Annotated in this window: 3 protein-coding genes; 2 read left to right on the forward strand and 1 reads right to left on the reverse strand. The window is 70.5% G+C overall.

The window, feature by feature from the left end; genetic code table 11:
- On the forward strand, window positions 1-529 hold a 529-nt coding region (locus NBZ83_RS31915; protein ID WP_261576483.1), incomplete at its 5' end, for an SsgA family sporulation/cell division regulator.
- A gap of 121 nt (window positions 530-650) precedes the next feature.
- On the opposite strand, the gene NBZ83_RS31920 is transcribed toward NBZ83_RS31915, so the two are convergent.
- Window positions 651-1,346 (reverse strand): TetR/AcrR family transcriptional regulator, encoded by a 696-nt coding sequence (locus NBZ83_RS31920; protein ID WP_261567341.1) that lies wholly within the window; start codon window positions 1,344-1,346, stop codon window positions 651-653.
- A 59-nt stretch (window positions 1,347-1,405) separates the two neighbouring features.
- Here NBZ83_RS31920 and NBZ83_RS31925 point away from each other — a divergent pair.
- Window positions 1,406-1,832, forward strand: a 427-nt coding sequence (locus NBZ83_RS31925; RefSeq protein WP_261576484.1) for an SDR family NAD(P)-dependent oxidoreductase, incomplete at its 3' end; no start/stop codon positions are given.

Consider the following 1,832-nt stretch of genomic DNA (forward strand, 5'->3'; position numbering starts at 1 on the left):
TATCGGGGACGGGGACGGGGATGCCGGGCCGGTCCACGGACCGCCGGCCGCGTCGTTCGGCGGTCGGCACTCGAGGAAGCGGGAGGATGGCATGCCACAGCGCCGTCCGCCGGAGGTGAATCCGTTCGAGTCGGAGCTTTCGGCCTTCCTCGTCCAACCGGACGGCACCCGAGCACCGCTACCCGCGTCGCTCCGCTTCGACCGGGCCGATCCGTTCGCCGTCAGCCTGCTTCTGCGGACGAGCACCGTGCAGACGGTCACCTGGACGTTCGCCCGCCAGCTCCTGATCGACGGCGCCCGGCGGCCGACCGGAGTCGGCGCCGTGGAGGTGCGACCGGCCTTCCACGACGGGACACGGCTGGTGGTCCTGTCACTGAAGTCGGCGTCCCGGCACAGCGAGGTCCAACTCCGACACGAACAGGTCGCCACGTTCATGGGCGATGTGCTGGCGGCAGTTCCCGCCGGCACGGAAGGCGACCATGTTGACTGGAGCGCCGAGCTGGACAGGTTCCGCGGCCCCGATTCGTAGCCGGCCACCCGCTCCCGTCGGCGGCCCGATGGCCCGCGCGCGACGGCGACAGCCACGGCGACAGCGATCGCGACAGCGACCGCGACCGAACAGCCACAGCGACGATGATCGACACAGCGCGCTATTGAGCGCCGACGCCGGGCGCCTGCATGCCGCGCAGCATCGCGCCGAGGATCCTGGCGAGTCGCGGCTCGACGTCCAGGATGGCGTGCGCGAGCCGGGGGTCGGAGCGGTAGAGCGCCGCAATCTCAGGCGAGGGCGTGGCGATCTGCCAGAACGTGCCGGCCAACGCCGTCGCCGCGGCCACCAGATCGACGACGGAGCCCTCCGAGAGTCCGGGCAGGGCTCCGCGCACCGCGGGGACGATCTCCGCCAGCGCGCCGCGGGTCGCGAACTTGAACTCCCGCACCTTATCCACGGACACGTTCCGTTCCAAGTTCATCGGAGCCTGCGCGAGCAGGTCGCAGAACACCTCCCGCGCGGCAAGCGTCGAGGCGAACACCGCCGCGACGGCGTCGGGGGCGGCGTCGAGAGCGGCGTCGGCGTCGGACTGCTCGATGGCGCGCAGTTTCTCGCAGAGCACCGGGACCCATTCCCGCCAGCTCTCGGCGGTGATGCGCAGGAAGATCTCTTCGCGCGTCTCGAAGTATCGAAGCATGGCGGACTTGTGCATCCCGACCGCGGCGGCGATGTCCGTCAGCGTCACCTGCCGGATCCCGTGCTGCCGGCCGAGTCTTCGGGCCGCGTCGAGGATCGCGGCTTCGCGGACGCGCTTCGCCTCGGGAGAGCGGGCGCGCTGGAAGTCGTCCCTCGTCACCGATCGATCATAGCGCAACAGGGTTGCGCAACTTAGAGCAACGATGTTTCATTAGCGGCATGCAGCAGACCACCGGGCAGCAGGCTCAGACATGGTTCATCACCGGTTCCTCGCGCGGGTTCGGCCGCGCCCTCGCCATCGCCGCCCTCACCGCCGGCGACCGGGTCGCCGCGACCGCCCGGCGACCCGAACAGCTCGACGAGCTTGTCACGGAGTACGGCGAGGCCGTCGTGCCGCTCCGGCTCGACGTGACCGACCCGGCGGCGGCGCGCGGCGCCCTCACCGAAGCCGCGGCGCGACTGGGCCGCCTCGACGTCATCGTGAACAATGCCGGCTACGCCAACGTGTCGCCGATCGAGACCAGCGACGATGCGGATTTCCGGGCCCAGTTCGAGACGAACTTCTGGGGCGTCTACAACGTCTCGAAGGCGGCGATCCCACTCCTGCGCGAGCAGGGCGGCGGCCTCGTGATGCAGTTCTCGTCCG

Source organism: Frankia gtarii (genome assembly GCF_025403375.1).
Lineage (GTDB): Bacteria > Actinomycetota > Actinomycetes > Frankiales > Frankiaceae > Frankia > Frankia gtarii.